Below are 23,306 nucleotides of genomic sequence, written 5' to 3'. Positions count from 1 at the left end.
CGCGATGGCGACGAGGTCCGCAGGATCTGTACGGCCTGCGGCATATCGGTGATCAAGCCGACCGCGACGACGGGTATCGTGACCGCGTCCTTGACCTTCCGCGCCAGTTGCACCTGATCGCCGGGGCCGACCGGGACCTCCGGCGCGGGGCGAGATCGCCGATCGACGCAATGAGGGCCGTGCAGCCACGCCGCTTCAAGCCGACACGAATAGATCGCTGATCGACTTGTCGAAATGCTGCTCCATAAGCGCGCTAGCGTTGAAAGCGTCGCGATCGGCGATCGCGCCCGCCAAGTCACGGTGAACGGCCAACACCTCCTCGCGCTGGGCGACGGTTTCACGTGTATGCCACGCGCTCGGCACCGCGACGCGCATCAACCGCTCGAACGAGCGCACGATCTGATGGAAGAGCGCGTTGCCGCTCGCGCGCGCGATCGCCTGATGGAACGCGATGTCATGCGCGATCAGCAATTCCAGATCGGCACCCGCAAGTGCCATCTGCGCGGCGTGGTCGCGGATCGTACGGGCGTCTTCATCGCTGCGGTGTTCGGCGGCGAGTGCGGCGGTGCGCAGCTCCAACGTCTGACGCACATCCCACACCTGCTTGGTGGTCACCTGAGCGGTCGCGACCGCGTGCTCGATCGAGGTTGCCATCACCGACCCGTCGATCGCGCCGACGCGCGCGCGGCGACCATTGCCGACATCGATCAGGCGGAGTGCGGCGAGTGCACCGAACGCCTCGCGCATCACCGCGCGGCTGACGCCCAAATCGGTCGCGAACTGTCCTTCGCCGGGCAGGGTATCGCCGACCTTCAGATCACGTTCGCGGATATGGTCGCGCACACGTCGCACCGCCTGGTCGACCAGCGAACTCGGCTGCCCCGCGTTCATGCCGCAACCTGCTCGGCGCGGAACTGCGTCGGCGCCTTGCCGTAACGACGCGAGAAGGCGCGGGTGAAGCTGGCGTTGTTGAGATAGCCGCAGCGATAGCCGATCGAGGAAACCGGCAGGTCGGTCGCGAGCAGCAGGTCGCGTGCGCCACCCAGCCGCCGGTCGGCGATCGCGTCGCCCACGCTCATCGCGAACATCGACCGGAACCCCCGCGTCAGCGTCGCGCGGTTGATCCCGCACGCGCGCGAAATTGCGTCGAGTGTCAGCTTCTCGTTCCAGCGCTCGTCGATCAGACGGCGTGCGTCGGCGATCCGCTCGGCCTCTGCGGCCGACAGATCGTCGGCACCATTGGTCGGGATCAGCCGGCCTTCGTCGAACTGCTCGAACGTCACGCAGAGAAGCTCGATGCATTTGGCGTGGCGGAGCGTCTGCGCCGCAGCGCCGTCGAGCCGACCTTGTTGCACCGCCCGCGCGACGCCGCGCACCTCGCTCGGCAGGTGCCACGCGCCGGCTTTCGGCGGGACGCACCCGAAGATGCGCGTGCACGCCTCGACCGTGACGAGGAAGATGATGTCGGCGTCGTCGATCGCGGCGACGTGCGACGCATCGGGCAGGTAGGAGACCATCGCCGGGGCGAAGCGGTATCCCAGAGCGAGCCACGCCGGCCCATGATCACCGTCCGGCAGCGCGCCGCCCCCCAGGAAGGCCACCATTTCGGGCGACACCTCGAATCGAATCTTCACCATCCTCTCGCTCCTGATTGCCAGGTTGCGGACGATCATGATCCTATCTGATAGCTCGTGCAAGAGCTTTCAGATAGGTTATTCAATCACGCATCGGCGCGCGTCGCATTGCCAGCGCGAACGCCGCGACCGAAGCAGCGCTCGTGACCACCCCGACGAGCGCCAGCCCTTCAGCCAGATGGGCCTCGCCGCCGAACAGCCCGCTCGCGACTGCGACCAGCATCGGCGCGACGCCGAAGCCGATGAGCCCCGCGATCGCGATGAACGCGCCGATGCACAGGCCGCGCAGTTCGTTGGGAATGAACACGGTCAACGCGACCGAGGTGACGACCCCGGTCACCGCGCCACACGCGATCAGCGTGCCGAGCGCCGCGGCGAACAGGGGGGCGGACGGCATAATGGGGAACAGTGCCGCGGGAATGCCGAGCGCGGCCGCCGCGACTGCGCCGAGCAAGAGCCCGCCGCGTCGTGCGGACTTCTGCCCCCAGTCGGCGGACAATCCGCCAACCACCGCGCCGAGCAGCCCTGCGCCGAAGATCAGCGTGCCCATCCAGCCGGCGAATTGATCTGGACGCAGTCCAAAGCTGCGCGACAGGACGGGCGCGGCCCAGATACCCGCCGCGGCATCGGCCATGACGACGCTGATCTGGCCCATAAATAGCGGGGCGAGGAAGGTGTGCCGCGCCCACAGTTCACCGGCGACCACACGGAACGGCGCGCGCGTTCCCGCGCTTACTTCCTGTCGCGCCGGCTCACGCAGGAGGAACAACGGCAGGAGCAGGGTCGCGCCTAGCAAGGCCAAGGCGATATGCGCGGCGCGCCACGGCGTATCCGCCCCAACCGCGGGCAATGCGGGCACCCGCCCCGCGACGAACAAACCGAACAGCGCCCCGGTCAGCCCGAATGACAGCGCCTGGCCCAACGACTTGCCCAGATTGATGACTAGCAAGGCGCGCCCGCGCTGCGCGGGCGCGCAAAGATCGGCGCACAGCGACAGCGCCGCGGTCAGGGCGCCGGTGGTGCCGATCCCCACCAGCATCCGCGCCGCGAACAGCACCGTCACGCTCCGCGCTGCCCCGGTCAGCGCGGTGCCGGCCACGAACAATGCGACCAGCGCGATCATGATCCGCACGCGGTTGAAGCGGTCGACCAGGATGCCGATCGGAATCGAGAAAAGCGCCAGCGGCAGCGCAGCGCTCACCCCCTGCACGAGGCTTAGCGTGTAATCGCTCAAGTGCAGCTCGGCCTTGGCGCTTTCCTGCACGGTGCCGAACGAGCCCATCATGGTGAAGCCGAGCATCATCGCCAGCGCGAGCGCGGCAAGCGGCACCGCCGAGCCTGCAAAGCGCGCCGAAGAGAGTGCCTCGTTTTGCTGGAGCGGAGTGGTTCTATCGAGCATGATGGCCTCCTGCCGACTTTGTCCGCCCACGCGCATCAATGGAGCGCAAAGATCTTGCCTGGATTGAATAGGTCGTGGGGGTCGAGCGCGCGTTTGATCACGCGCATCACGTCGACCGCCTCGCCTAGTTCCTCGACCAACCATTCCTGTTTGCCCAGTCCCACACCGTGTTCGCCGGTGCACGTTCCCTCCATCGCCAGCGCGCGCGCGACGAGGCGCCCGTTGATTGCCTGAACTTCGGCCAATTCGTCGGCGGAAGCCGGGTCCACCGCGAAGATGACGTGGAAATTGCCGTCGCCGACGTGGCCCAGGATCGTCGCGGGCACGCTGGATGCCTGTAGGTCGCGCTTTGTCTCGGTGATGCACTCGGGCAGGCGGCTGATCGGTACGCACACGTCGGTCGTCCAACCAACCGCACTGGGGCGGAACGCAACCGCGGCGTAATAGGCCTCGTGCCGTGCTTTCCACAGCTTGGCGCGCTCCTCGGACAGGTTCGACCAGGCAAAGTCGCCGCCGCCGTTCGCCGTCGCGAGCGCCTCAACCAGCGCGACTTGTTCGGCGACACCGCCGGGTGAGCCGTGGAACTCGAAGAACAAGGTCGTCACCTCGGGCAGCGACAGCTTCGACCACGCGTTGACCGCGCGGATCTGCATGTCGTCGAGGATCTCGACGCGCGCCAGCGGAACGCCCGACTGGATCGACTGGACGACGGTGTCGACCGCGCCCTCGAGCGTCTGGAACCCGCAAACCGCGGACGAGATCGTTTCCGGGATCGGATGGAGCCTGAGCGTCACCTCGGTGATGATGCCCAGCGTTCCCTCGCTGCCAACGTAGAGGCGGGTCAGGTCGTACCCAGCTGCCGACTTGCGCGCGCGCGTGGCGGTGGTGATGACCTTGCCGTCAGGAGTCACCACCTTCAGGCTCAGCACCGCCTCGCGCATCGTGCCGTAGCGGACCGCGTTGGTGCCGCTCGCGCGGGTCGAGACCATGCCGCCGATCGTCGCGTTGGCGCCGGGATCGATCGGGAAGAACAGGCCGGTGTCGCGCAGATGCTCGTTCAACTCCTCGCGCCGGCACCCGGCCTGCACGGTGCAGTCGAAGTCCTCCGCGCCCACGCGCAGGATCGCATTCATCTCGCCCAGATTGACGCTGACGCCGCCGCGCACCGGCACGGCATTGCCCTCGATCGAGGTGCCCGCGCCAAACGGCACGATCGGCACGCGCGCGGCGACGCACAGCCGGACCAGATCGACCACGTCCTCGGTCGAGCGTGCGAACACCACCGCGTCGGGCAGCACGACGTCGAAATGCGCCTCGTTCGACCCGTGCTGGTGCAGCATCGCCTGGGTCAAGTGCAGACTGGTCCCGAAGCGCGTGCGCAGTTGCTCGATGAACGCGGGGTCGATCGGTGGCCGGGCGAAGCAGTGGTCGATGTGCATGGGGGTCAGAACCTGAAGCCGAGACGGACGCCGATGCGGCGGCGGTCGCCGACGATGCCGAGGTCGGACGCGGGAAGCCCGGCAAGCGCCAGCGTCGTCTTTTCGATATAGGCGTCGAAATAATCGCGCTGGAAGATGTTGTTGGCGAACGCCGCCAGTTCCAGCGGCCCGCTGCGGTAGGTGATTGCTGCGTTGACCAGCAGATAGCCTTTGAGGATCGTCGGCGTCGTCTGGTTGAGCGTCGCGGCCAGGCGGCTGCCCTTCGCAACCACGCCACCGGTCAGCGTCAGCGTGTCCTCACCGCCCAGCGGGATGGTGTAATCGCTGTAGAGATTGCCGCTCCAATCGGGCTGAAAGGTCAACCGGTCGGACGGCAGCGTCCGCCCGGTCACCAGCGTATAGAGCGTGCTGTCGGTCAACCGTGCGTGGACGTAGGTCACGCTTCCGTTGATCGACCAGTTGGTGACCGGCCGGACAGTCGCCTCTAGTTCGGCACCGTAGCTTTTCACATCGCCCGAATTGAGGTCGACCGTCACCAGCCCGCCGCCGGTCGCGGGGGCGATCGAATTGAGCCCGATGTAGTTGGAATAGTCACTGTAGAAGACGTCGCCCGATACGCTCAGCACCCGGTCGGGAGAGACGTACTTCGAGCCGATCTCGTACGTCCACGCGCTGTCGCCCTTGTACTGGCGCACCGGCGCGGTCGGCGCATTGAAGCCACCGCCGCGATAACCGCGCGCGACCGAGGCGTAGGTCATCAGATCGCTGTTCCAATGCCGCGTCACCGACAGGCGCGGCTCGACCTGGTCGGACTTGAGCGCGGCGTCGCTGATCGTGGTCGGCAGCGTCGCTGCACCGACCGCGATCGAGACGGTGCCGTTCGCGCGCCGATCCTCATGATCGTAGCGCAGGCCCAGCGCGACCTCCCACGCCGCACTCGGTTTCCAGAACATCGTCCCGAACGCGGCGTAGGTATCTGCCTTGGTCGCGTTGTTGGTCGTGCGCGCTAGGTTGACCGGCAGGACGCGCGTCAGGTCGAACGCGCGCGTTTCCTCGCGGCTATAGAACAGGCCGAGCAGCGTGCTGATCGTACCAGTCAATTCGCTGTCGAGCCGCGCCTCCAGCGTCTTCGTGCGCAGACGGTCGGTGCCGCGCGAGCGCGCGATGTCCAGCGGACCGAAGTCGGCATCGTTGCTGGGCGAGACGCCGTTGCGCGCGTCATAGGATCCGACCAGGGTCAGTTTCGACGAGATCGCCTCGATCGGCGTCTCAAGCCGCGCGTTGACGCCGCGGTAGCGATATTCGACCATGTTGGGCGCGTTGAATTGAATGCGGCGCGAATAATCGGTCGGACCGGTCACGCGCGCATAGGGCGTGTTCGCGCCCTTCACCCAGTCGTAATAGCCGTTCACCGTCAGCACCACATCACCCACCGGCGCGAAGCGGATCGTGCCGCCGAGCGAGTCGGTCTTGAGCGGGTTGGCGTCGATGCCGAGCAGGTCGTTGCGCAGAAAGCCGTTCTGCTGCCGGTGCCCGGCGGCCAGCCGTACCTGCAGCACGTCGGTGATGATCGGTCCGCTGACCGAGGCGGAGGCGAGGATGCTGTCGTCGGGGCCCGCCGCGCTGAAATTGCCGCGCGCCACGACCTCGTTCGACGGCTGGCGCGTGATGACGTTGATCGCGCCGCCGAGCGTGTTCTTGCCATAAAGCGTGCCCTGCGGGCCGCGCAGCACCTCGATCCGGTCGACGTCGAGCAGCGGATTGTTGAGATATGAGGTGTTGGGCTGGTAAATGCCGTTGATGAACAGCCCGACGCCCGGCTGGACCGACTGCACCAGCGTGTTGCCGACGCCGCGGATCGACACGAACGCGCGTCCCGCGCCGTCGCTCGCGATGTTGAGCCCCGGGGCCAATGCCGCGGCCTCGCGCACGGAGTTCAACCCACGCTCCTGCAACGTGTTGCCGCTGATCGCGGTCACCGCGATTGGCACGTCAAGCACCGTCTCCGCACGCTTGCGCGCTGTCACCACAATATCCTGATCGCCGGTCTGCGGCGCGGGACCGGTGGCGGTCGCGGGCGGCACCTGGTCGGTCACGTTCGGCGCCTCGGCGACCTGCGCGAACGCCGCGCCTGGCCAAACGAGCGTGAGGGCAGTGGTGGCGGCAAGCAGCGAACGACGGCGCATCGATGATCCTCTCCAGTGATCGGCGAGTCTCTGCCCACCTGTCAGAAAGGTATACCTCGGTAATGACCTATCGGAAAGCTCCGCCCACTTTGCCGATCTGCTCTGACGCTTGTCCGATCACCAGCACGTATAGCCACCGTCCGCGACCACGATGCTGCCTGTCATCAGACTTGCCGCGTCGGAGGCGAGGAAATGGACGACGGAGGCCACCTCCTCGGGCTCGCCCAGCCGCCCCTGCGGTGTACCGTCGATCCAGCGCCGATACATCTCGCTCGTCCGGTCGGCGAACGCGTTGAGCGGCGTTGCGATATAGGTCGGCGCGACCGCGTTGACGCGCACCCCGCGCGGTGCCCATTCCGCTGCTAGGCTGCGTGTCAGCTGGTGCACCGCGGCCTTTGATGCATTGTAGTAGCTTTGTGGCTGCGGGCGGTTAACGATAAAGCCCGACATCGACCCGATGTTGACGATGCTGCCCCGGCCCGCCGCCAGCATATGCCGCCCGAAAGCGCGCGCACACCAGAAGGTACCGTTTAGATTGACGTCGATGACGTTCAGCCAATGCTCGTCGGCGACCTCCTCGGCCGCGGTTTCGCTGCGCGCGATCCCGGCGTTGTTGACCAGCACGTTGACCGGCCCAGCTGCGTCGGCAACCTCGGTCACGCGCGCGGAGTCGGTCACGTCGAGCGTCACGCCACTGACCCGGTGTCCCTTTGCGCGCAGCGACGCCAGCGCGGTCTCGATCGCGCCATCGTCACGGTCGGCGATCGTGACGTACGCGCCGGCTTCCGCGAGCGCATCGGCGCACGCGTAACCGATCCCTTGCGCGCCACCGGTGACGAAGGCGGTGCGCCCGTCGAGGCGCAGGCGATCGAGGTACATCGGACGGCCTCCAGCAGGTCAGGGAAGGAAGGTAGCGGCGGTCATCACCGGCTCAGTCACCGCCTCACCCGCGGCGAGCCGATAGACCTGTCGCGTATCACGATCGAACGCTTCCCACGGCAGCGATCCGTCACGCGCGAAGTCGACCCAAATCTTGTGCACACGGGTCGCGAGCTCCTGCGGCGGATTGGTGCCGCACAGACCTTCCTCGCCGGTCACGGTTGCCAGGCTATCGAACACGAACGGCAGCTCCATCCCGTGCGCCGCGCCGAGTTCGCCGCCAAAGCGCGGTGAGCGCCACTCGAACTCGTAGACGTGAGTGCGTCCCCGATGCTCCTCGGCGAAGCGACGCGCGGGCCAACGGAAGACGAGGTCGCTCATCGCATCGGTCAGCGCCTGTCCGGGCGTCTTACCACGCCCCATGCCGTACGCCTTGAGCACCGCCCAGGCGCGCGGCTGCGAGCGGCGCAGGATGAGCCAGGCGAGCAGTTTGTTCACCTTGTCGCGCACACCCGAGGGGACGAGGTAGAGATTCATCTCCTCGGCATTACTGCCGATCAACACATCGATTTCAGCGCCGGCGCCTTGCTTGAGCGCTTCGAGCGGCTCAATTGGCAGCACGTCGTCGCCGTGCACGGGCACGAAGCGGCTGATCCCAAACACCGGCTCGCGCCCATCCGGCCCGCGCAGGTCGATCCGCGTGGTCGGCGCCGACACCTTCTCCACCGCGTCGAACATTGCCTCGCCGGGCAGCACACGCTCGAATCCGGCCTGATCGGGAGTGACGCCGAGCAGCTTCGCGAGCTTGTGGACCAGCCGCCGCGCCGTGCCGATGTCGCGCGTCATGCCACCGTGCCCGCTCTGGATGATCGCGCGGCGGAACAGCCCCTTCGCCAGCGACGAGGTGACCAGATCGGCGATCGCCATTGCGCCCGCGCTCTCGCCGAACACGGTGATGTTCGCCGGATCGCCGCCAAACGCCGCGATATTGTCGCGCACCCACTTCAACCCCGCGATCATGTCGCGCAGCCCCAGGTTCGTCTGGACCCCCGGGATCGGCAGGAACCCGTCGATCCCCATGCGATAGTTGAGCGCGACATAGACGATCCCGTCGCGCGCGAAGGTCGAGCCGTCCTGCACCGCCGCATCCTTGCTGCCGACCACGAAACCACCGCCGTGGATGAACACCATCACCGGCAGCGACGTCAGGTCACCTTCTGGCTTCCACACGTTGAGCGACAGATATTCGTCGTCCTCCACCCAACCCGACCCGATTAGCGGCACCACGTCGAGGTTCGGCACGGTGCGCGTGCGTTGCGGCGCGTTGGCACCGGACACACGCGCGGCGTGTGTCTCGGCCCAAGACGGTGGCGATGCAGCTTTGACAAACCGTCGTTTGCCAACCGGAGCCGGTGCAAAGGGTATGTCGGGGAAGGCAAGCGCGCTGTTTTGTAGTATCCCCGTGATGGAGCCATGATGTGTTGTGACGGTATCTGATTGCGAAGACATGCAGTTATCGTAGCGTGTTACGCTTCGTCACATACAATCGTCGCTATGCCCGCCGGCAGGAAGATCATGCAGAAAGATGTGGTTTGTAGTTCACATGGTACCTGCAACCGCGGCTCTTTGTTATCTGATTTATGGCCCGGTCAAATTGCGTGAGCAGCTTAGCACACCATCCGGTATCTAACCGCCAAAATTCGTGCTTCGAATGAGATGGCCCAGACCTCTGAGGTGGCGCTACGCCCGTGTGTCGAACGACGATGAAGACGGCAACAACGCATCCAGCGTGGCCCAGCATGCAGCCTGTCGCGCGTGGTGCGGGAAGCACGGCGTCGAAGTCGTCGAGGAATTCGAGGAACTCAATGTCTCCGGGCGCAAGCTGAAGCGGCGCGAGTTCGATCGAATGATTGCGCAGGCGACAGCGGCGAGTCGGCCTGTGCAGATGATCGTTATGTATGCGCTCTCCCGGTTCGCGCGGCGACTGCTCACCCAGATGACGGCGGAACACAAGCTGGATGGAGCGGGTGTTCGGTTAATTTCCGTAATCGAGGATATCGCCGATGACTCCAATGGTCGTTTCATGCGCGGCATGATCGGTCTGGTAAACGAGAAATACGCCAACGACGCTTCGATCTTTACCGCCCGCGACCGCCGCGGCAACGCTGCCAACGGCTATTGGAATGGCGGCCCCGTTCCTTTCGGTTACGAATCGCGCGTGGTCGTGACCGACGGCCGCAAGGGCCGCAAGAAGCTATTCACCGCAGAAAACGGGGCGGCCGTTGTCCGGCTCATCTATGATCTCACCGACGTGGGGCTAACCGGTTGGCCCATGGGAACGCGGGCGATTGCCGCACACTTGAACGCCAACGGTTACACACTCCGCGGCAAGCCGTTCTATCATAGCAACGTCGACGGCATCCTCACGCGGCAGCATTACGGTGGTTTCTATCGCGATCGCACGATGGACGCGAAGGGCAACAAGCCAGCAGAAGCCGAGGCGATCGTGGTTACATGCCCGCAGATCGTTGCACCCGATCAGATCGCCCGCGTTGCCGCCATTCGCGCCGGGGCGGCACCCTCCGTCACACTGCCGAGGATCACGAACTCACCCGTTCTGCTGGGCGGTATCTCGACCTGCGGCCATTCCGAATGCGGCTCCGGCATGGTGCTGCGCACCGGCAAGGGCGGCGCCTATCGCTATTATGTCTGCAATCGCAAGGCGACGGCGGGGCAGCAAGTTGCCCGAGCAAGGCGATCCGCGAAGATGCGCTCGACGGCATCGTGCTCGAGGGGCTACTCGGTCGCATCCTGCAGCCCGAACGGCTGAAGATGCTTCTGGCGGAAGTCCTCGATCGATCGGACGACGCCGAAAAGCGCAGGAAGGACGATCTCGATCGTGTACGCCGCGAGCGGATCGCAGCAGAGGGCCGACTCCGTCGCCTGCTGGAACTGGTAGAAGAAGGATTGATGAGCCCGCGCGACCCGATCTTTCGGCGACAAGCTCGCCGAGGTCCGCGCCTCGATCACGGCACTGACCGAAACCGAGCGGAGCCTGCAGACGCAGCTAGGCACGGGCACCCGCCTCGTAGATGAAGCCGCAGTCGAACGATTTGGTGCGATGCTCCGCGCCGAAATCCTCGGCGAGAACGCGGAACTGCGGCGTTCCTACGTTCGGATGCTGGTCGGCGACGTCTCAGTCAACGACAACGAGATCGTCATCGCCGGCTGCACGGCCTTGCTTGAAGCATCAGCGACCAAGGGGGATATGACCGGCGCAACCGCAGTTCGCGGTTTTGACCGGAAATGGTGCCCAGAAGAGGACTCGAACCTCCACGACCTTGCGATCGCCAGCACCTGAAGCTGGTGCGTCTACCAATTCCGCCATCTGGGCACGGGTGGAAGCGTGAACGCTTCCGGGTAGGCCGGCGCCTCTAGGGGAGGGTGCGAGGGTCTGTCAACGCCTTCGCGCACAGAAAAATGCAGCGACCGGGCGTGCGTGTCGCCCGGCCGCGTCATGCCAGCCTTGTTATTGAGCGACCCGCAGGGCTAAGGCGTCACGCGACTTTCCAGGGACCTTCGTTGATGACCGGCGTGAACAACAAGCTCGTGACCCTGATCGGCGGCGGCGGCTTCATTGGTCGTTACGTGGCGCAGGCGCTGTTGAAGGCAGGCGCGCGCGTCCGCATCGCGCAGCGTGATCCGCGGCAGGCATTCTTCCTCAAGCCGCTCGGCGGGCTGGGGCAGACGCAATTCGTCGCGGTCGACGTGACCCGCCCGGAGACGGTCGCTCGCGCGGTCGAGCACGCAGACGGGGTCGTCAACCTGGTCGGCAGCTTCGAGGGCAATCTCGATCGCATCCACGTCGAGGGCGCGCGTGCAGTCGCCGAGGCCGCGGCGCGGATGGGCGTCGGCGCGCTGGTCCACGTGTCCGCGATCGGCGCCGATGCGGACAGCGCCTCGAATTACGCGCGCACCAAGGGTGAGGCCGAAGCCGCCGTGCGCGCCGCCTTCCCCCATGCGACGATCCTGCGCCCGTCGACCGTCTTCGGCCGCGAGGACCAGTTCATCAACCGCTTCGCCGGCATGATCGCGAAACTGCCGGTCGTGCCGGTGCTGCGCAGCGAGGCACGGTTCCAGCCGGTCTATGTCGGCGACGTCGCCAACGCGGTCGTGGCTGGCCTGAGCGACTCTGCGCGCTTCGGCGGCGAGTTGTACGAACTCGGCGGGCCCGAGGTGCTGACGATGCTGGAGATCCAGCAGCGGATCGCGTCGCACATCGGCCGCAACCCCACGTTCCTGCCGCTGCCCGACGCGGTCGGCGGCCTGCTCGCTAGCGTTCCGGGTGGCCCGCTAACGGGCGACCAGTGGAAGCTGCTCCAGCGCGATTCGGTCGTCAGCGCGGGCGAGGGACTGACTGCGATGGGCCTCGCGCGGACGCCGTTCGACGCGATCGCGCCGGGCTGGCTGGTGCGTTACCGCAAGGCCGGACGCTTCTCGCTGTTGAGCGACGCGACCAAGGGCTGAGCCCCTTCCCTCTTCTCCTGCCGGAGCCTGCCCACGTGACCGACCTGCTCACCGCCGTCCTCCTCGGCATCGTCGAGGGGGTGACCGAGTTCCTGCCGGTCTCCTCCACCGGGCACCTGATCCTGGCGAGCGCGCTGCTCGGTTACGACGAGGCGCACTGGCGGCTGTTCAACATCGTCATCCAGCTCGGCGCGATCCTCGCGGTCGTCGTACTGTACTGGCGGACGTTCTGGACCGTGCTGACCGGGTTGTTCGCGCGCGAGGCGGGTGCGGTGCGGTTCGTCCGCAACCTGTTGATCGCGTTCATTCCCGCCGCGGTGATCGGCCTCGCGCTCAAGAAGCAGATCGAGGCGCTGTTGCTGCAACCCCGCGTCGTGGCGGTCGCGCTGATCGTCGGCGGCGTCGCGATCCTGGTGATCGAGCGACTGGTGAAGCCGGGCACGACGCGCGGCATCGCCGACGTGCCCGCGCGCACCGCGCTGGGCGTCGGCTTCCTGCAATGCCTGGCGATGATCCCCGGTGTCAGCCGCTCAGGCGCGACCATCCTGGGGGCGCTCAGCCTCGGGGTGGAGCGGCGCACCGCGGCGGAATTCAGCTTCTTTCTGGCGATCCCGACGATGCTGGGGGCGAGCGTGGTCGAACTGGGCGGGCATCACCATGAATTGATGGCCGGTCAGGGTGCAGGCCTCGGCGCGATCGCGGTCGGCTTCATCGTCTCGTTCGTGGTCGCGCTGCTGGTCGTGCGCTGGTTCGTCGGCATCGTCGGCCGGCACGGCTTCGCGCCCTTCGCATGGTACCGGATCGTCGCAGGCGGACTTGCCCTCGCCCTGCTTCTACATTGATTAGTATCACTTCGGTCCTTTTTTGATAGCGCTACGGTGGCTGCCTGCCGACAAGTAAGGGAAATCCACGTTATTTAGGTCCGCTACACTTCCTATATTGTTTGATTTCGCGTGACACGCCGTTGTTGATATGAAATTGCGGCCATCGGAGATTGACCGATGGCCGACATGCTTCGTTTCGTTGAACGCCCGCAAGCCTATCCCGCCAAGCGCGAGGCGGAGGCGCGCGCGGACGACTTCCGCGAGATCGTCGAACGCTACGCGGTACAATCGGCGGAAGATCAGTCGGCACGCTGCTCGCAATGCGGCGTGCCCTATTGCTCGGTCCACTGCCCGCTGCACAACCACATCCCCGACTGGCTGCGGCTGACCGCGGAAGGGCGGCTGCGTGAGGCGTACGAGCTGTCGAACGCGACCTCGACGATGCCCGAGATCTGCGGCCGGATCTGCCCGCAGGACCGGTTGTGCGAGGGCAATTGCGTGATCGAGTTCACCGGCCACGGCGCGGTGACGATCGGATCGGTTGAGAAGTTCATCACCGACAAGGCGTGGGAGGAAGGCTGGGTCGAACCGCTCGTTCCCGGACCCGCCCGCGGCCAGTCGGTCGGCGTGATCGGCGCGGGGCCTGCCGGGCTGTCGGCAGCGGAGTATCTGCGCGGCCACGGTTACGAGGTCCACGTCTACGACCGCCACGATCGCGCGGGCGGATTGCTCACCTACGGCATCCCCGGCTTCAAGCTCGAGAAACCCGTCGTCACGCGCCGGGTCGAGCGATTGAAGGCGGGTGGCATCGTCTTTCACGAAGGCTTCGCGGTCGGCGAGGATGCGACGCTCGACGAACTGCGCGGCCGCCACGACGCGATCCTGATCGCGACCGGCGTGTACAAGGCGCGCGCGATCGACGTCGGCGGGCATGATGCAGCGGGCGTGGTCGCCGCACTCGACTATCTCACCGCCTCCAACCGCAAGAGCTTCGGCGACCGCGTTCCTGAGTTCGAGGACGGCAGCCTCAACGCGGCGGGCAAGGACGTCGTCGTGATCGGCGGCGGCGACACCGCGATGGACTGCGTCCGCACCGCGATCCGCCAGGGCGCGCGAAGCGTCAAATGCCTCTACCGCCGCGACCGCGCCAACATGCCCGGCAGCCAGCGCGAGGTGGCGAACGCTGAGGAAGAAGGCGTCGAGTTCGTCTGGCTCTCGGCCCCTGCCTCCTTCATCGAGGACGGCGGCCGCGTCACCCACGTTCGCGCCAATCGCATGCGGCTGGGCAGCGCCGACGCGAGCGGCCGCCGCACGCCCGAGATTGATCCGGGTGCGGCGGAGGATATGCCCGCCGATCTCGTCGTGAAGGCGCTCGGTTTCGACGCGGAGGATCTGCCGCATCTGTGGGACGCGCCCGAGCTCGGCGTCACGCGCTGGGGCACGGTGCTGGTCGACGCGAAAACACTGATGACGAGCCTCGACGGCGTGTTCGCGGCCGGCGACATCGTCCGCGGTGCGAGCCTCGTCGTCTGGGCGATCCGCGACGGGCGCGACGTGTCGGCGGCGATGCACCAATATCTGAAGACCAAGGCCGCGAACGCGAAGGTGGCAGCATGAGCGACGCATCCATGACCGACCAGCGCGCCTGGCTCGCCGAACACGGCATGTATCGCCCCGAATTCGAGGGCGACGCGTGCGGCGTCGGGCTCGTCGCCGCGACCGATGGCAAGCCGTCGCGCCGCGTCGTCCAGTCCGCGATCGATGCGTTGAAGGCCGTGTGGCACCGTGGCGCGGTCGATGCCGATGGCAAGACGGGCGACGGCGCGGGGCTCCACGTCGATCTGCCGGTGCGCTTCTTCGACGATTGCGTCGCCGCGTCGGGGCACAAGCTGCTTCCGAACCGGCTCGCGGTCGGCATGGTGTTCCTGCCGCGCACCGATCTGAGTGCGCAGGAGACGTGCCGCACGATCGTCGAGGCCGAGATGATCGAGGCCGGCTACACGATCTACGGCTGGCGGCAGGTGCCGGTGAACGTGTCGGTGATCGGCGCCAAAGCGCAGATGACGCGGCCCGAGATCGAGCAGATCATGATCGCCGGCCCGCTGCCCGACGAAGTCAGCCAAGAGGAATTCGAGAAGAACCTCTATCTCGTCCGTCGCCAGATCGAGAAGCGCGTGATCGCGGCACAGATCCAGGGTTTCTACGTCTGCTCGCTGTCCTGTCGCTCGATCATCTACAAGGGGCTGTTCCTCGCCGAAAGCCTGTCGGACTTCTACCCCGATCTGACCGATCAGCGGTTCGAAAGCCGCGTCGCGATCTTTCACCAGCGTTATTCGACCAACACCTTTCCGCAATGGTGGCTGGCGCAGCCGTTCCGCTGCCTCGCGCACAATGGCGAGATCAACACGGTTCGCGGCAACAAGAACTGGATGCTCAGCCACGAGATCCGCATGGCCTCGATCGCGTTCGGCGAGCATTCGGAGGACATCAAGCCGGTGATCCCGGCAGGCGCCAGCGACACCGCGGCGCTCGACGCGACGTTCGAGGCGATCTGCCGTTCGGGCCGCGACGCACCCACCGCGAAGCTGATGCTGGTGCCCGAAGCGTGGCAGTCGGGCGGCGACACCCCCGACGCGCATATCGCGATGTACCAGTATCTGGCATCCGTGATGGAGCCGTGGGACGGCCCCGCGGCGCTCGCGATGACCGACGGGCGCTGGGCGGTCGGCGGCGTCGACCGCAACGCGCTGCGCCCGCTTCGCTACACGCAGACCGCCGACGGCCTGCTCATCATCGGATCGGAAGCGGGTATGGTGGTGGTGCCCGAGAGCAGCGTGATCGCCAAGGGCCGGCTTGGTCCGGGGCAGATGATCGCGGTCGACCTTCACGAAGGCCGCGTGCTGCTCGACCGCGAGGTCAAGGACCGCATCGCCGCCGAACACGATTACGCTGCGATGATCGGCGAATTCTCAAGCGTCGATGACCTGCCCCCCGCCCCGCTCGACAGCACGACGCGCTACGACCGCGCCGAACTTGCGCGGCGACAGGTTGCCGCCGGGCAGACGCTGGAGGACATGGAACTGATCCTGTCGCCGATGGTCGAGACCGCGAAGGAAGCGATCGGCTCGATGGGCGACGACACGCCGCTCGCGGTCATCTCCGACAAGCCGCGGCTGATCAGCCAGTTCTTTCGCCAGAATTTCAGCCAGGTCACCAACCCGCCGATCGATTCCCTGCGCGAGCGCTACGTCATGTCGCTCAAGACGCGCTTCGGCAATCTTGCCAACATCCTCGACACCGAGGATCGGCGCGAGCGCGTGCTGGTGCTCGATTCGCCCGTGCTGACCGGCGCGCACTGGCACCGGCTGAAGGCGTATTTCGGTTCGAGCGCGGCCGAGATCGACTGCACGTTCGAGGCGGGCGCCACCGGCAAGGCGGGCCCCGAGCGGCTTCGCGCCGCGATCCAGCGCATCCGCAACCAGGCAGAACAAGCCGTGCGCGAGGGGCGCAGCGAACTGTTCCTGACCGACGAGAATATCTCCGAGGACCGCGTCGCGATCCCCGGCGTGCTCGCCGCCGCCGCGGTCCACACCCATCTCGTGCGCCGCGGGCTGCGCTCCTATGCATCGGTCAACGTCCGCACCGCGGAATGCCTCGACACGCATTACTATGCCGTGCTGATCGGCGTCGGCGCGACGACGGTAAACGCATACCTTGCCGAGGCCGCGATCGTCGATCGCCAGGCGCGCGGGCTGTTCGGCGACCTCGCGCTCGACGAGTGCCTCGCCCGTCACAAGAAGGCGATCGAGGAGGGCCTGCTCAAGATCATGTCGAAGATGGGGATCGCGGTGATCTCCTCCTATCGCGGCGGCTATAATTTCGAGGCGGTGGGTCTCTCCCGCGCGCTGGTCAACGACCTGTTTCCCGGAATGCCCGCCAAGATCAGCGGCGAGGGCTACGCCTCGCTTCACGTTAACGCGACCGAGCGCCACGCGGCGGCGTTCGATAGCGCGGTCGCGACGCTGCCGATCGGTGGCTTCTACCGCCAACGACACACCGGCGAGGCGCACGCTTATTCCGCGCAACTGATGCACCTGCTCCAGACGGCGGTGTCGACCGACAGCTATTCGAGCTACCTGCAATTCTCACGCGGGGTCGCCGACCTGCCGCCGATCTATTTGCGCGACCTGTTCCAGTTCAACTTCCCCGCAGAGGGCGTCGCGGTCGATCAGGTCGAGGCGATCACCGAGATCCGCAAGCGCTTCGTCACCCCCGGCATGTCGCTCGGCGCGCTGTCGCCGGAGGCGCACGAGACGCTGGCGATCGCGATGAACCGGATCGGTGCCAAGGCCGTATCGGGTGAGGGCGGCGAGGACAAGGTCCGCTACACGCCGTACGAGAATGGCGACAACGCCAATTCGGTCATCAAGCAGATCGCGAGCGGAAGGTTCGGCGTCACCTCCGAATATCTCAACGCCTGCGACGAGATAGAGATCAAGGTCGCGCAAGGCGCCAAGCCCGGCGAGGGCGGGCAGCTGCCCGGCTTCAAGGTGACCGAATTCATCGCGCGTCTGCGCCACTCGACGCCGGGCGTCACGCTCATCTCGCCGCCGCCGCACCACGACATCTACTCGATCGAGGATCTGGCGCAGCTCATCTACGACCTGAAGCAGATCAACCCGCGCGCGCGCGTCTGCGTCAAGCTCGTCTCCTCCGCCGGCATCGGCACCGTCGCGGCGGGCGTTGCCAAGGCGCATGCCGATGTGATCCTCGTTTCGGGCCACGTCGGCGGCACCGGCGCGTCACCGCAGACCAGCATCAAATATGCCGGCACGCCGTGGGAAATGGGGCTCTCCGAGGTCAACCAGGTCCTGACGCTCAACGGCCTGCGCGGCCGCATCAAGCTGCGCGCGGACGGGGGCCTCAAGACCGGGCGCGACATCGTCATCGCCGCGATCCTGGGGGCTGAAGAATTCGGCATCGGCACGCTCAGCCTCGTCGCGATGGGCTGCATCATGGTGCGGCAATGCCACTCGAACACCTGCCCCGTCGGCATCTGCACGCAGGACCAGAAACTGCGCGACAAGTTCGTCGGTACGCCCGAGAAGGTCATCAACCTGATGACCTTCATCGCCGAGGAAGTGCGCGACATCCTCGCCCGGCTGGGGGTGCGCAGCCTCGACGAGATCATCGGCCGTACCGAACTGCTGCGTCAGGTCAGCCGCGGCGCGGAGCATCTCGACGACCTCGACCTCAATCCCATCCTTGCCAAGGTCGACGCGACCGACGCCGAACGGCGCTTCTCGCTCTCGACGTTCCGAAACGAGGTACCCGACAGCCTCGACGCACAGATCATCAAGGACGCCGCCCCCGTCTTCTCGCGCGGCGAGAAGATGCAATTGACCTATTCGGTGCGGAACACGCACCGCGCGGTCGGCACGCGCCTGTCGAGCGAGATCACGCGCACGTTTGGCATGAGCAAGCTCGCCGACGGTCACGTCACCGTCCGCCTGCGCGGCTCGGCCGGACAATCGCTCGGCGCGTTCATGTGCCGCGGCATCACGCTCGAGGTGTTCGGCGACGCCAACGATTACGTCGGCAAGGGGCTATCGGGCGGCACGATCATCGTGCGGCCAGCGGTATCCTCGCCGCTCGCCAGCCAGGACAACACCATCCTCGGAAATACCGTGCTCTACGGCGCGACCGCGGGTCGGCTGCTCGCGGCGGGACAGGCGGGCGAGCGTTTCGCGGTGCGCAACTCGGGTGCCGACGTGGTGGTCGAGGGCTGCGGCGCGAACGGCTGCGAGTACATGACCGGCGGCACCGCGGTGGTGCTGGGCGAGGTCGGCCAGAACTTCGGCGCCGGCATGACCGGCGGCATGGCGTTCGTCTACGATGCGCGCGGCAGCTTCGCGCGCAACGCCAATGCGGAGAGCATCGTGTGGCAGCGCGTCGCGTCCGCGCACTGGGCCGAGACGCTCCGCGGCCTCGTCCAGGCGCACGCCCGCGCCACCGACAGCCGATGGTCGAAGGGGCTGCTGGAGGATTGGGACGCGAGCCTTGCACATTTCTGGCAGGTGGTGCCGAAGGAAATGCTCACCCGCCTGCCCCACCCGCTCGACGACAGCGTCGAACTGGTCGCAGCGGAGTAGCCGTCCGCGCGCGTCACCAGTTTGCGGTGACGCGCGCGCCCTTGCAACTCGCCGCAAAGCCGCGCTTGGTCGCCTGCGCCCCTTGCCCGCCACCGCAGGCCCGCTATCAACCAACGATATGTGGCAGTTGCACCAATTCACGCTGTGTCCGTTCACTCGCAAGGTGCGCACGCTGCTCAACGAGAAGGACGTCGGCTACCAACTGGTGCGCGAGCATCCGTGGGAGCGGCGCGACGATTTCCTCCATATGAACCCCGCCGGGCAGACGCCGGTGATGGTCGAGCCGAGCAAGGGCGAGGTGCTGATCGATTCGCTCGCGATATGCGAATATTTCGAGGAAACGGTCGACCGCGCCGCGATGATCAACGGCTCCTCGGCCAACCGCGCCGAGATCCGCCGGCTGGTGACGTGGTTCGACACCTTCTTCTACCGCGACGTGACCCAGCCGCTGCTGGAAGAGCGGATGCTCAACCGGCTGGTCCACCGCACCGCGCCCAACGCGTCACGGTTGCGCGAGGCGATGAAGTCGTCGGTCGGGCACCTGGATTACATCGATTACCTGCTCGACCACCGCAAATGGATCGCGGGCGCGACGATCAGCCTCGCGGATCTGGCCGCGGCGTCGCAGATCTCAGTCGCGGATTACCTCGGCGGGATCGACTGGACCGGGCACGCGCATGCCAAGGCATGGTATGCCGCGTTCAAGAGCCGTCGTAGCTTCCGCCCGCTGCTGACTGAACGTGTCAGCGGGATCGAGCCGCCGAGCTATTATGAGAACCCGGACTTCTGACGCCGTGCACGTGACCAACGACCCGGCTGCGCCGGCCGCCGATCCGATCGGCTTCGACGATTTCATGCGCGTCGACATCCGGGTCGGCACGATTGTGGCGGTCGACCCATTTCCCGAGGCGCGCAAGCCCGCGTTCAAGCTCACGATCGACTTCGGTGAGCCCGTAGGCGTCAAGCGATCCTCGGCGCAGATCACCGTCCGCCACGCGGCCGACGAATTGATCGGGCGGCAGGTCGCCGCGGTGGTCAACTTCCCGCCGCGGCAGATTGGGCCGATGATGTCGGAGGTTCTCACCCTCGGGTTTCCCGACCCGGACGGCGCGGTGGTGCTGGTCGGTCCGGCGCACCCGGTGCCGAATGGCGGGCGGTTGTTCTAGCGCTCACTCCCACGCCGCGGGATCGATCGTTTCGCGCAGGAAGGTGACGAACGCGCGTACGGCGGGGGCGACGATCGGTGCGCGCGGGTGCACCGCCCAGATCGCGACGTCGCGTGTCCCCTCCCACTCGGGCAGGACGCGTACCAGCCGGCCGTCGCGCAACGCATCGCCGACGTCCCACAATGATCGAAGCGCGATACCGACCCCCGCGAGCGCCAGTTCGCGCACCAGCTCGCTCGAATTGGTCTCCACATGGCTCGCGCGGTCAACGCTCGCGCGACGCGGCGCACTGATTAGCCGCCACGGCATCTGCCCCGCTGCCGCGAGCAGACGGTGCGCGCTAAGATCGGCGACGCGCGCCGGCACGCCCGCGCGCGCCAGATAGGCCGGGCTCGCACACAGCACGCGGCGACTGGCACCGAGCCGGTGCGCTTGAAGCGAGGGCGGCACCGCGGCGGCGATGCGGATGCCGACGTCGACCCCGCCCGCGACCAGATCGACGAAGGCGTCAGACAGATCGAGTGATAACCTGACCTCGGGATAAGCGCTCAGGAAGTGGTGGAGATGCGGCGCGACATGGAGGCGCCCGAACGAGGTCGGCGCGCTGACGCGGAGCAGCCCCGCGGGCGCCGCCGCCTCGCCGGTGAGCCGCGCTTCCGCCGCCTCGACCGCGGCGAGGATCGCGACCACGTCGGCGTGGAATTGCTCGCCCGCGGGGGTCAGCGCCAGCCGCCTGGTCGTGCGCTGCACCAGCCGCGCGCCGAGCCGCGCCTCCAGCCGCGCCAGCCGCCGCGACGCCATCGCGGGTGACAGGCGCAGCGAGCGCGCCGCCGCCGCGATGCTGCCCGCGGTCACCAGCCGCGCGAAGAGGACGTAATCGGGATCAATCATTCGTGCATTCAAATATCGACTGCTACGTCGATGATGCTTCTAGTGGCGCGGATCGGACGGCGCTACAAGCATGTCCGCAGGAGAGAGTAGATGACCGAGCTGATGACTGACCGTGCCGGCCTCGCCATCGCGACCGATCTCGCGGCCTTTATCGAGGAGCGCGCATTGCCCGGCAGCGGCGTCGATCGCGACGCCTTCTGGACGGGGGTGGCCGACCTGTTCGCCCGCTTCGCGCCGGAGAACCGCGATCTGCTCGCGCGCCGCGAGGAACTGCAGCGCCGGATCGACGACTGGTACGCCGCGCGCGCGGGCCAACCGATCGATCAGGCCCAGTATCAGGCGTTCCTGCGCGAGATCGGCTATCTTGTCCCCGAGCCCGTCCCCTTCACGATCGACACGGATCACGTTGACGCCGAGGTCGCGACCACCGCCGGGCCGCAACTGGTCGTGCCGATCCTCAACGCGCGCTTCCTCTTGAACGCCGCCAACGCGCGCTGGGGCAGTCTGTACGACGCGCTCTACGGCACCGACGCGCTCGGCTCACCCAATCCCGGCGGCGGCTACGACACGGCGCGCGGGAGTCAGGTCATTGCCTGGGCCAAGGCGTTCCTCGACGACGCGGTACCGCTGGCGGGCGGCTCGTGGGCGGAACTCACGAACGACGAGATCACGCTCGCCGACCCCGCGCAGTACGTCGGCCGCAGCGAGAAAGGTCGCCTGTTCCGCCACAACGGCCTTCACATCGAGGTCGTGTTTGATCCCGATCACCCGATCGGCCGCGACGATCCCGCGGGGATCGCCGACGTGATCCTGGAAAGCGCGGTTACAACGATCTGCGACCTGGAGGATTCGGTCGCCGCGGTCGACGCCGCCGACAAGGTCGCGGCCTATGCCAACTGGCTCGGGCTGATGCGCGGCGACCTCACCGACACGTTCGAGAAAAACGGGCGCGAGATGACGCGGCGGCTCAACCCCGACCGCCACTACACCGGCCCCGACGGCGGCGAGATCGTGCTGCCCGGCCGCAGCCTGCTGTTCGTCCGCAACGTCGGTCACCTGATGACGACGCCGGCGCTGCATCTATCCGACGGCAGCGAGGCACCCGAGGGCATCCTCGACGCGATCGTCACCAGCCTCGTCGCGCTTCACGACATTCGGGGCGCGCGCCGCAACAGCCGCGCGGGCAGCATCTATATCGTCAAGCCCAAGATGCACGGCCCCGACGAATGCGCCTTCACCGACCGGCTGTTCGACGCGGTCGAGGATCTGCTCGGCCTGCCACGCCACACGATCAAGGTCGGCGTGATGGACGAGGAACGCCGCACCTCGGCCAATCTCGCCGCGTGCATCCACGCGGTGCGCCACCGCATCGTCTTCATCAACACCGGCTTCCTCGACCGCACCGGCGACGAGATGCACACCGCGATGCGCGCCGGCGCGATGATCCGCAAGGCAGAGATGAAGGGCGCCGACTGGATCAAGGCGTACGAGGATCGCAACGTGCAGATCGGGCTCGCCTGCGGGCTCTCCGGCCGCGCACAAATCGGCAAGGGGATGTGGGCCGCGCCCGACATGATGCGCGACATGCTCGACCAGAAGATCGCGCATTCCACCAGCGGCGCGACCACTGCCTGGGTACCATCGCCGACCGCCGCGACGCTTCACGCGACGCATTACCACCGCGTCGACGTGTTCGCCCGGCAGGAGGCGCGCCGCGCCGAGCCGGTCGCCGCGCTCGATCGCCTGCTTACCGTGCCGCTGGCGGCGGGGCGCAACTGGACGCCGCAGGAGGTGCGCGAGGAACTCGACAACAATGCGCAGGGCATCCTCGGCTATGTCGTGCGCTGGATCGACCAGGGAGTGGGATGCTCCAAGGTGCCTGACATCCACGACGTCGGCTTGATGGAGGACCGCGCGACGCTGCGCATCTCGTCGCAGCATATGGCGAACTGGTTGCTCCACGGCGTCGCGACCCCGCAAGAGGTTGATGCCGCGCTCACTCGCATGGCGGCGAAGGTTGATACGCAGAACGCGGGCGATCCAGCTTACCGCCCGATGGCGGGCCGCGAGGACGAGAGCATCGCGTTCCAGGCCGCGCGCGCGCTGGTGTTCGACGGCGTCGCGCAACCGAGCGGCTATACCGAGCCGTTGCTCCACGCCGCACGCTTGCGCGAGAAAGCGCGCGCGCGGGGCTGAGGGAACCAGGCGC

17 protein-coding genes and 1 tRNA gene are annotated in these 23,306 nt (G+C 66.8%); 8 read left to right on the top strand and 10 right to left on the bottom strand.

Features of this window, described 5'->3' with window-relative positions; translation table 11 throughout:
• Window positions 1-195: 195 nt before the first annotated feature.
• The 7 genes from KZ810_RS16015 to KZ810_RS15985 all read right to left on the bottom strand — a co-directional run bounded on the left by KZ810_RS16015 (window position 196) and on the right by KZ810_RS15985 (window position 9,046).
• Window positions 196-891 carry a FadR/GntR family transcriptional regulator gene (locus tag KZ810_RS16015; protein ID WP_219770115.1) on the bottom strand — a complete coding sequence of 232 codons (696 nt, stop codon included), beginning with the start codon at window positions 889-891 and terminating at the stop codon, window positions 196-198.
• Window positions 888-1,637 carry a helix-turn-helix domain-containing protein gene (locus KZ810_RS16010; RefSeq protein ID WP_258045023.1) on the bottom strand — a complete coding sequence of 250 codons (750 nt, stop codon included), beginning with the start codon at window positions 1,635-1,637 and terminating at the stop codon, window positions 888-890. The genes KZ810_RS16015 and KZ810_RS16010 overlap by 4 nt, the downstream gene beginning before the upstream one ends.
• 79 nt (window positions 1,638-1,716) lie before the next feature.
• The gene (locus KZ810_RS16005; RefSeq protein WP_219770114.1) at window positions 1,717-3,033 is read right to left on the bottom strand and encodes an MFS transporter; all 1,317 of its coding nucleotides are present in this window, start codon (window positions 3,031-3,033) and stop codon (window positions 1,717-1,719) included.
• A 35-nt stretch (window positions 3,034-3,068) separates the two neighbouring features.
• Window positions 3,069-4,472: an FAD-binding oxidoreductase gene (locus tag KZ810_RS16000; RefSeq protein WP_219770113.1), complete on the bottom strand. Its 1,404-nt coding sequence runs from the start codon at window positions 4,470-4,472 to the stop codon at window positions 3,069-3,071.
• 5 nt (window positions 4,473-4,477) lie between these two features.
• Window positions 4,478-6,658 (bottom strand): TonB-dependent receptor, encoded by a 2,181-nt coding sequence (locus KZ810_RS15995; protein ID WP_219770112.1) that lies wholly within the window; start codon window positions 6,656-6,658, stop codon window positions 4,478-4,480.
• Between the two features lie 117 nt (window positions 6,659-6,775).
• Window positions 6,776-7,537 carry an SDR family NAD(P)-dependent oxidoreductase gene (locus tag KZ810_RS15990; protein ID WP_219770111.1) on the bottom strand — a complete coding sequence of 254 codons (762 nt, stop codon included), beginning with the start codon at window positions 7,535-7,537 and terminating at the stop codon, window positions 6,776-6,778.
• Window positions 7,538-7,555: 18 nt separating this feature from the next.
• Window positions 7,556-9,046, bottom strand: a complete 1,491-nt coding sequence (locus tag KZ810_RS15985) for a carboxylesterase/lipase family protein (RefSeq protein WP_219770110.1) — start codon at window positions 9,044-9,046, stop codon at window positions 7,556-7,558.
• 241 nt (window positions 9,047-9,287) lie between these two features.
• Here KZ810_RS15985 and KZ810_RS15980 point away from each other — a divergent pair, with 241 nt between their 5' ends.
• Window positions 9,288-10,367, top strand: coding sequence for a recombinase family protein (locus KZ810_RS15980; RefSeq protein WP_219770109.1), 1,080 nt, complete (start codon window positions 9,288-9,290; stop codon window positions 10,365-10,367).
• Here the strand turns inward: KZ810_RS15980 and KZ810_RS15975 are convergent.
• Together KZ810_RS15975 and KZ810_RS15970 are read right to left on the bottom strand one after the other, a co-directional pair.
• Entirely contained in the window at window positions 10,334-10,567 is a 234-nt protein-coding gene (locus tag KZ810_RS15975) for a hypothetical protein (RefSeq protein WP_219770108.1), read from the bottom strand. The genes KZ810_RS15980 and KZ810_RS15975 overlap by 34 nt on opposite strands.
• Before the next feature lie 277 nt (window positions 10,568-10,844).
• Window positions 10,845-10,931 (bottom strand) — tRNA-Leu (locus KZ810_RS15970).
• Between the two features lie 200 nt (window positions 10,932-11,131).
• On the opposite strand from KZ810_RS15970, the gene KZ810_RS15965 reads away from it, so the two are divergent.
• The 6 genes from KZ810_RS15965 (at window position 11,132) to KZ810_RS15940 (ending at window position 20,206) form a co-directional block, all read left to right on the top strand.
• Window positions 11,132-12,064 carry a complex I NDUFA9 subunit family protein gene (locus tag KZ810_RS15965; RefSeq protein ID WP_219770147.1) on the top strand — a complete coding sequence of 311 codons (933 nt, stop codon included), beginning with the start codon at window positions 11,132-11,134 and terminating at the stop codon, window positions 12,062-12,064.
• A gap of 35 nt (window positions 12,065-12,099) precedes the next feature.
• On the top strand, window positions 12,100-12,906 hold the full coding sequence (locus KZ810_RS15960; RefSeq protein ID WP_219770107.1) for an undecaprenyl-diphosphate phosphatase: 807 nt from the start codon (window positions 12,100-12,102) through the stop codon (window positions 12,904-12,906).
• 159 nt (window positions 12,907-13,065) lie between these two features.
• Window positions 13,066-14,505 carry an NAD(P)-dependent oxidoreductase gene (locus KZ810_RS15955; protein WP_219770106.1) on the top strand — a complete coding sequence of 480 codons (1,440 nt, stop codon included), beginning with the start codon at window positions 13,066-13,068 and terminating at the stop codon, window positions 14,503-14,505.
• On the top strand, window positions 14,502-19,040 hold the full coding sequence (gene gltB / locus KZ810_RS15950; protein ID WP_219770105.1) for a glutamate synthase large subunit: 4,539 nt from the start codon (window positions 14,502-14,504) through the stop codon (window positions 19,038-19,040). The genes KZ810_RS15955 and gltB overlap by 4 nt, the downstream gene beginning before the upstream one ends.
• 118 nt (window positions 19,041-19,158) lie before the next feature.
• Window positions 19,159-19,830: a glutathione S-transferase family protein gene (locus KZ810_RS15945; protein ID WP_219770104.1), complete on the top strand. Its 672-nt coding sequence runs from the start codon at window positions 19,159-19,161 to the stop codon at window positions 19,828-19,830.
• Window positions 19,831-19,834: 4 nt separating this feature from the next.
• Window positions 19,835-20,206, top strand: a complete 372-nt coding sequence (locus KZ810_RS15940; protein ID WP_219770103.1) for a tRNA-binding protein — start codon at window positions 19,835-19,837, stop codon at window positions 20,204-20,206.
• A 3-nt stretch (window positions 20,207-20,209) separates the two neighbouring features.
• Here KZ810_RS15940 and KZ810_RS15935 read toward each other — a convergent pair whose 3' ends face one another.
• Window positions 20,210-21,097, bottom strand: coding sequence for a LysR family transcriptional regulator (locus KZ810_RS15935; protein ID WP_219770102.1), 888 nt, complete (start codon window positions 21,095-21,097; stop codon window positions 20,210-20,212).
• 90 nt (window positions 21,098-21,187) lie between these two features.
• Here KZ810_RS15935 and KZ810_RS15930 point away from each other — a divergent pair, with 90 nt between their 5' ends.
• On the top strand, window positions 21,188-23,293 hold the full coding sequence (locus KZ810_RS15930; protein ID WP_219770101.1) for a malate synthase G: 2,106 nt from the start codon (window positions 21,188-21,190) through the stop codon (window positions 23,291-23,293).
• The last annotated feature ends 13 nt before the right edge of the window (window positions 23,294-23,306 follow it).

The organism is Sphingomonas citricola, from assembly GCF_019429535.1.
Classification (GTDB): Bacteria; Pseudomonadota; Alphaproteobacteria; order Sphingomonadales; family Sphingomonadaceae; genus Sphingomonas; species Sphingomonas citricola.
The sequence above is the reverse complement of the archived record's forward strand: the minus strand, read 5'-3'. Positions and strand labels throughout refer to the sequence as shown.